4 protein-coding genes and 1 pseudogene are annotated in these 8,346 nt (G+C 36.9%); 4 read left to right on the forward strand and 1 reads right to left on the reverse strand.

What is annotated here, in order from left to right:
* The first annotated feature begins 66 nt into the window (after nucleotides 1-66).
* From EXE10_RS19515 to EXE10_RS19530, 4 genes and pseudogenes are all read left to right on the forward strand, one after another.
* Nucleotides 67-1,226, forward strand: a protein-coding gene (locus EXE10_RS19515) for an IS3 family transposase (protein WP_130114466.1) whose coding sequence is annotated in 2 segments (ribosomal slippage) — nucleotides 67-301 and nucleotides 301-1,226 — 1,161 coding nt in all. Because the reading frame shifts where the segments join, the coding sequence is not laid out codon by codon here.
* A gap of 3 nt (nucleotides 1,227-1,229) precedes the next feature.
* Nucleotides 1,230-1,328: pseudogene (locus EXE10_RS19520) on the forward strand (IS5/IS1182 family transposase); the annotation flags it as partial.
* 39 nt (nucleotides 1,329-1,367) lie between these two features.
* Nucleotides 1,368-1,904 carry a His/Gly/Thr/Pro-type tRNA ligase C-terminal domain-containing protein gene (locus tag EXE10_RS19525; RefSeq protein WP_228256868.1) on the forward strand — a complete coding sequence of 179 codons (537 nt, stop codon included), beginning with the start codon at nucleotides 1,368-1,370 and terminating at the stop codon, nucleotides 1,902-1,904.
* 6 nt (nucleotides 1,905-1,910) lie between these two features.
* Complete coding sequence (locus tag EXE10_RS19530) at nucleotides 1,911-2,471, forward strand: hypothetical protein (protein ID WP_228256869.1); 561 nt, start codon at nucleotides 1,911-1,913, stop codon at nucleotides 2,469-2,471.
* Nucleotides 2,472-3,259: 788 nt separating this feature from the next.
* Here EXE10_RS19530 and EXE10_RS21610 read toward each other — a convergent pair.
* A complete protein-coding gene (locus EXE10_RS21610; protein ID WP_213073865.1) occupies nucleotides 3,260-8,242 on the reverse strand; it encodes a beta strand repeat-containing protein in 4,983 nt (1,660 codons plus the stop codon).
* Between the last annotated feature and the right edge of the window lie 104 nt (nucleotides 8,243-8,346).

The raw sequence follows: 8,346 nt of genomic DNA on the forward strand, positions 1-8,346 counted from the left end.
CTAGCCAAAATAATGGACAATGATTCCCTCTAAAGATAACGTAACGTTAACTTTGGAGATGTAAAAATGGCTAAACGCTTTAGTCCAGAATTTAAACAACAAGCAATTGATTATGCACTTTCAAACTCGCACGAATCTGTGGCTGCTATCGCCCAGAAATTAGGTGTGGGTTATTCAACATTAGATAAATGGATTCGTGAGACCAACCCCACTGGTTCCAGCAAAAGACAGCTCTCGCCAGAACAACAGCGTATTCTCGATTTAGAAAAAGAAGTCAAACAACTCAGGGAAGCTAATGATATTTAAAAAAAGGCGCATGTGTACTTCCTGACAGATCATGCCAAGAAAAGTACACGGTAATCCAAGGCCTAGCTGTGACTGAAACTACGGTTTCTTCTGCCTGTAAATGCCTAGGTGTCAGCACTTCGGGCTACTATGCTTGGCGAAAGAGACAGATTTACGTCAATCAGAAGTACACTGATTTAAAAGCTGTATATTGGCAACACCATGCTCGCTTAGGAGCACCTTCATTGGTGCACGACATGCATGATTTAGGTTACTGCATGAGTGAACGTACAGTTGGAAGGATGCTGAAAAAGCTCAGTTTACGCAGCAAGATTGCACGTAAATATAAGCATACGACTGATTCAAATCATCGTTTGCCGACGGCACCGAATTTATTAGATCGCCAGTTTACAGTCACACTGCCAAATAAAGTTTGGACAACAGACATCACCTATATCCGAACCAAAGAAGGTTGGCTGTATTTATGTGTGATGCTAGATTTATTTAGTCGTCGTATTATAGGTTGGCAAACCAGCTATCGGATAGATCGTCAATTGGTATGTGATGCATTTAATTATGCAATGGCACGTCAGGGATATTCAACAAGTGTTATGGTGCATTCGGACCAAGGCTCACAGTACTGTAGTCGTGATTTTAGAGCACTATTATTGGCGAATAACTGTATTCAAAGCATGTCACGTAGGGGGAATTGTTGGGATAATGCGGTGACTGAAAGCTTCTTTCATACATTGAAAGGTCATGTGATACATGACAGTGTATTTGCCACTCGAAAAGAAGCCAATGCTGTCTTGTTTGAATATATTGAAGTTTACTACAATCGAATCAGACGACATTCTGCAAACGGCTGGTTAAGTCCTGAAGCCTTTGAGCATAAATATTTTAAGAATTTAGAGGGATATGTTGTCCACGATATTGTCTAGGATCAAAGCTTTCCTAGTCAGGTGAATGAAATTCATGCTCGTATGGCAGTACTCAATAAATTTACTGAATTAGGTAGACCACATACCCAAGTTGCGCCTTAAATTTGGTAAGCTTAGGATAAATCTAACCTTTTGATGTTTATGCAACAAAGCCGTCCTAAACTTGAATTTACGTTAAAAGATGCCATTGGTCGTGATTGGCAATGCGGAACAATTCAGGTTGATTTAAATTTACCAGAACGTTTTGATATTCATTACATTGATGAAAATAATGAAAAACAACGGCCTGTGATGTTACACCGTGCTTTATTTGGATCTCTTGAGCGCTTTATTGGTATTTTAATTGAACACTATATAGGACATTTCCCATTTTGGCTTGCACCAGTTCAAATCGTAATTTTACCGATTACAGATGCACAACATGATTATGCCAAACAAGTTCAAGAATCACTTAAACAATATGGCTTTAGAGCAACATTAGATTTAAGTCAATCAAAATTGAACTATAAAATCCGTGAACATACACTAAAAAAAATACCTTATCTGATCATTGTTGGGGAGCAAGAAAAGCAACTATCATCTGTTCGAATACGTGCACAAAATGGGCAAGATTTTGGGGGTATCCTGACTACAGATCTGCATGATTTCTTTATGCCTCAAGCACATTTTGTGAATTGATTACTTATGTGGCATCAAACACATAATCAGGTTAAAAATTTACAGCAGGAAAAGAAGATTTTTAACCTGAGAATCTATTTTGCAATGGCTCTATTGGAAATTTGTCTTGCTGTCTTGATCATTAGATATGGTTATTTGCAGCTCTATCAGCATCAACATTTTCAAACTATCTCAGAATCTAACAGAATTCGTTTACAGTCAATTCCACCTGCAAGAGGAAATATTTACGATCGTAATGGAATATTACTCGCCCATAATTATCCTATTTTTTCAATTACTGTAAATGAAGCTCAATATATAAAAATTACCAATTTAATCAAAAATTTAAAACCAATATTAAACTTATCAGCAGAAGATATTGGACAAGTTCAAAAACGTTTTAAAGATGCACGAAAAACTGACCAAGTCACCATTAAATTCCATCTTACTGATGAAGATATTGCACGATTTAGTGAAGTTAAATATCAATTTCCTGATATTGAAATTGCAACCCAAATGACACGAATTTATCCTTATGATGATTTATTTGCTCATTTAATTGGCTATGTGGGACGAATTAATGATTAAGAGCTAAAAGTTATTGATAAAGATAAATATTCAGGTACAAACCTGATTGGTAAAATCGGTATAGAAAAATTGGAGGTGTTTCAAACTGTAGGAAAAACAGGTACCGCCCAAGTTAAAAGTATTACACAAGGCAAACGCTACAATGAATCCTTACTCAGTGAACGACATTACGATCAGGCTTTGCTCCTGCTGATAACCCTCAAATTGTTCTTGCTATTATTTTACAGAATGGACGTAGTAGTAATGTTGCTGCCAAAGTTGCTCGTCCAATTTTGATTATTGGTTGAAAGAAAGTACTACCTAACACATATCTGAAATGTAATTTACTTATGAGCTTATAATATGCCATTTATTGAAAATTCCTATGCTTTATCAATTCTAAATTCATACTTAAATACAAATCGAGGTTTTACAATCTTTCTTTTACTTAACTCAAATTTGGGATAAGAAAGTTGTTAAAGAATAGGCATTTGTGTCACAATTTAATCACGACAAAAAACTGAATACCCCAAATGCCTATCGATACACAGCTTACATCACATTTTTTGCTTAATAGATGATTTTTGAAAAACTTTCATAAATTTTAGTCCCCATTTGTTTTTAAGTGGAGACTAAGTTAAGGCTAATAGGATGAATTCATAAGGTATGTTCAGCGGACGCTTACCTCTACTTGAATTCAAGTGGGGTATCACTGGATACTTAAAAATTAAAATAGCGATGGGTTTAGCGGACATATTCCAAAAAAATTGCCCCACGAATGGAGCAATTTTTTATATCATCACGGCAGATTAGCCAATGATGATTTGGTTATTATTTAATAAATCTTGCAGTGTTACATCTGTTGTTTGATTCGTTAAAATCAATAAATCTTGATAGTTTGTACCATTTTTTTCGCCATCACGATCGATTGAAATCGTTGCACTATCTATATCAGCATTGTAGTTAACCTTAATGAACTTTTCGACATTGCTAAGATTACTTGACGTTAAATCACTATCTTGAAGTAATCCATTAAAGAAATCAGACGAGAATTTAATTGTATCGGCATTTTTGTCTATGGTACCTTTACTAGTATCTAAATTACCTTTATGGAAATCCGTCCAAGTATCTATACCGGTATGACCTGCTTTGGCATCAGCAGCAGTTAAAACATTATAAATGAGGGTGTCGTTACCATCACTACCTGTACTAATTGTTTCATCACCTGCTTTAGCAACTACAGTATTATCAGGATAATGGAATTCCCCTAAAGTTACTTTGCCGTTACTAGTACTATACTCCATCGAACCATGTACAGTTGTGGAAAGTCCAGAGGTATCAGTAATCTGAATATTAATTGTTCGATTTCCATTCGTTTGACTGGAATACATAATCGAATTAATCGTGTCTTCATAGTCCTTAACTCTTGCTTGTCCGGACAAGGTTAAAGTATATGTTGAATCACTTTGAGCAACTGTAGAGGTGATACCATTAGCTAAAACAGGTGTAATCAAATCACTTTCCTTAACACCCGTTAGTTTGATTATAGCGCCAGATAAAAGCGCACTGTCATTATCGGAAATATCAAATCTATTCCCCACAGTTACTACAAAATTACCTGCTAGAGCATCAGCACCAGTACCATTGTTATTCACAATAGTCACGACATTATCTGCTGTTGTGAATAAGTTTTCTACATTGGTCAGCGGTATTTTTACTAAGGAACTTGAGTTAAATTCACTCACAAAAAGCTCTTTCATTTCAGTGGATGAACTATTTTCAGTTCCATAAAATCTTATCCCATCATCAGTAATTACAATTTTGTAACGTGGTACTCCATTTGCAATGGATACCCAAGGACTATTAAGCCAGCTTCCATCAGCAAATCGTAAAGCAACAACATTTCCATTTGTTACACTATTACCAAGTGTATTATCACCTTGCTGTAACTGAAAAATAGTTGCCGTGGTTGCAGAAGCGTCTTGCCCAGTACGAATATCCTTGCCGTTAATTAAAATAGAAAAGCTATTATCCACTGCGGTTAAATTGACTTCTGCACGAATGGTTTCTACAGGCGCACCTGCTACATTAAAATTTAAATCATAAGCAAAATAGGCATTCCTAACGCCGTCATTAGCACCCGTACTACTATTTTTAAATGTATTACCACTGACCGTACCACCTGTTATGGAGCCGTTTCCAATTGTTGTCGTCACTGTTGGTGTCACAATAGGATTGACAGGCGTTTCGATTATTGGTGCAACAACTGTGGTTTGCCCAATATTGGTCGTACTTGACTCGCCAACTGCACCTGGATTACCCGCAGCATCGTAATAACTACCATTAGGCACAGTGACTTTCATGGTACCTTCATTTTGCGCCGAGATTGCAGATGTCCATGTTTTACCACCATCATTTGAGCTAATATTACCAACAAGATTTACATTTTCCAGAACTAATATGTCTTTTACTTCATTAGCATTCATTGGCGTACCATCATCTTTTGTTGGTACTTCGGTAAAGACAATAGTTACTGCATCCTTGTTAGTATTAATAGCCACTGTCACACTTGGTGGCGTTAAATCCACACTAAAACTTTTACTTCCCTGATTCTCACCGGTACTGGTATTACCCGCTAAATCAGTGGCAGCCGCTGTAACAGTATAAGATCGATCATTGATTAAACCTAATGACGCAAGTTTACTGGCATCTAAAGTCCAATTACCATCCGCATCGACATAAATCGATCCATTAGGTACCTCATTGCTATTACCTGTAATATCCAAAGTAAGAGTTTTAACAACATTACTAGTTGTTGTATCTGTAATTGTAACCACGAGTTTTTGAGTAACATTAACCGTATTACTGTTGTCCGTATAACTATAAGATTTAATTACACCATTAGCATCACGATCTAATCCACTTACCTTACCAGTAATTGTAAAACCATTGCCGCCATTTTCGGCAATATTAACTACATTATCGGAGGCAGTCGATGTAACTGTCACAATCGGTGCAATTGTATCTACATTAATAGTAATCGTACTACCAGACACACTGAACATACCCGATTGACTATTATAGCCATACACAGTCGCTTTAACAGGACCATCTGCCAAAGCACCCGATGTTGTTATTGGCGGTGCATAGGCAGTTGATGGCATTTCCCACTGATAATAGCTTTTACCATCTGAACCTGTAACTTTCATATCATCAGTTAGTTTAATCTTGACAGCATCTGATAATCCATGAAGATAAATCCAAACTTCATCAGCATTACCATTAGCCAAAATAGTACCAGTAATTACCCCTTTGTTATCATTGGTTAATTGTTCAGGATTTTCACCTGCCGCATTTAATACGTTAGAATTACCAAAATCCACACCACCCGCTACATTATCCAAATACCCGGTAATGGTTGGTGCAACTGGACGATTGGTTAAATTAAAATCTTTTGTATCACTTGTACCTGTATTACCGGCCGAATCAGTCACATATACAGTAAAATTAGCTTTAGTTGCATCAGATACAATCAGTGATTGTTTATCTGTGTCTATTACCACTGCAATCGGCAGATATCCACCATATAAATTTTCTGTATCAGCCCGTACAACACCTTCACCAACCTTGATTTTGCTTCCATCTGCTTGTGTGTAATAGACTTCAACTTTATCACCAGCTAAAGCCGCTATTTGTTTATCCACGCCTTTTGCAATACGATTACCAATAAATGCAGAAATCTGATGAGCATCTTCATTATATTCCACACCAGTTGCTACTGGTGCCGATGTATCGGTAACAAAGCTATATTCCTGTGTAGCATTACTGGTTTTGCCTGTGACGGGATCAACAACTTTAACCTGTAAATAGATGTTATCTTCACGCAACTCATCTGCCCACCAAGTAGTTTGCAAAATCCCATTAAGTTGTTCCTGAGTAATAGACCATTTTCTAGAACCATCAACGCTAACTTCTATATCTTTATAGGTAGGATAACCTAAAGTATCAATATCACTGGTAGTATCTGCCTTATTAACATAAAAACGTAATGTTGCCTTGGTTTCATTATTCTTTTGATAGGTTGCAGAAGCATCTACCGTGCCGCGAATTTCACCCAAAACATCATTGCTATAATGAACATCGCCCTCACCTTGATCAGTACCATTATCTACAATATAGGTTGCTTGAATAGGAGGACTAATTGCTCCGCCGTTCAACAGTAAAGGAACAGCAACTCCCGTAATATAAGGCTCAAAGGTATATTTACCATCGGCATACAAGGTAAACTCACCTGCACCATTACCAGGACGATATGCTTTTCCGTACTCGACCTTAATTCCATCAATAGTTAAACTGGTAATACCATTCAAATTAATCTGACCAGTTATCAGATCGGTATCAATTGTCTGGTCTTTAGTGTCATCTAATAATTTCACCGTAGAAGCAACAATAGGCAGCGTGCCAGAATTATTGGTTTTAATGGACAGCTGTACTTCATAAGTACCATCTGTTGCATCTGTCACAGTGAGCTTATCATTTAATGGATATTTGATCGGTATACCATTGCCATCTGTTAAGGTTTTGTTATTAATAGCATCTTTCACATCTGTATTTAATGTATATGTCCATTCGCCAGTAGTGCTATTAAAGGTAAATTTACCATACTGTCCCTCAATTACATCCATTGTATTGAGATCATCCTGAGTAGTTGATGCATTATTAAATGTCGGTGTCTCACCATAACGACCTTTAATTGAACCCGTTAATATTTGAGTAATATCATTGGCATTGATTTCTGTTTTACTCTGTACATAATCAATATTATCTACATAACCTGTAATCCTTACCAAACCATCTGATGGTGCATCAACGATATAAGATTTGTTCGCAGTTGCTGTATTTCCTGCTTTATCACTTACAACAGCATAAGCAGTACCGTCTTTAAGTGATGCCGCCTCAGCTTGGGACAAGTCCACAGACCACTTGCCACTTGATACCATATCAGCTGTTACAGTAATTTCTTTGCTAACAAAAGTATTGGTTGCATCTTTAATAAAGGTTAATGTTATTTTTTGATCGAGCTCTACACCTGATAAAGTACCTGATAAAGTAAATCCTGTACCACCTGTGGACTTTTCACTCCATTGCACAATATCATCATTTCCTGCCACATGGGTAATAGTAATTGTGGGAGGGTCAATATCAATTGTGGCGGAATCGGAAGCGGCACCTGAAGTATTATTAGCTTGATCCGTCACCGTTGCTGTAGCAGTAATCGATTTTAAATCCGTAGCATTTGGTACAGTAACGATATAACCGTTATCCAAATCGGATTGCGTCACTATACGAGATAGAGATTGATCAGAACTACCTGAGCTGTTTACTGTCGTAATGATCAAATTGATTTTGTCCCCAACTCTTACACTAGCATAGCTACTGTTATCTGTTGGTAAAGTTACCTTAATTTCAATATCACTTACACCATTAAGTTCAGCCTTATTCAAATAACCATTATCTGGATTATTATCCTGAACAATAGTCACTGTCGGTGCCGCCGGTAGCATTTTATCATTAATGTTAATAATTACAGCACCACCGGTCGTTGCATAACCATCACTTACCGTATAACTAAATTGACCTATTGCATCTCCAGCATTATAACCCGCAGGTGCGTAATATTTCAGACCTGTTAATTGATCAGAAGTTAATGTGTCCCCTTCTTTAACAACTGTTGTACCATCAGCTAATTTAATAATACCTATAGTTGGTAAATGCTCTACAGTAATTGTCAAAGTATCGCCATCTATATCTGTTGGAGCTGTTAAGCCTAAATTGGTTACTTTATCTGTGCCTGTATCAGTTGTAATGGTGTTACTTGAGGCGATAGGAACGCTAT

The organism is Acinetobacter sp. WCHAc060033, assembly GCF_004209125.1.
Lineage (GTDB): Bacteria > Pseudomonadota > Gammaproteobacteria > Pseudomonadales > Moraxellaceae > Acinetobacter > Acinetobacter wuhouensis.

Coding starts and splice junctions, on each gene's coding strand:
- EXE10_RS19525 (WP_228256868.1), top strand. CDS start 1,368: ATGCAACAAAGCCGTCCTAAACTTGAATTTACGTTAAAAGATGCCATT.
- EXE10_RS19530 (WP_228256869.1), top strand. CDS start 1,911: ATGTGGCATCAAACACATAATCAGGTTAAAAATTTACAGCAGGAAAAG.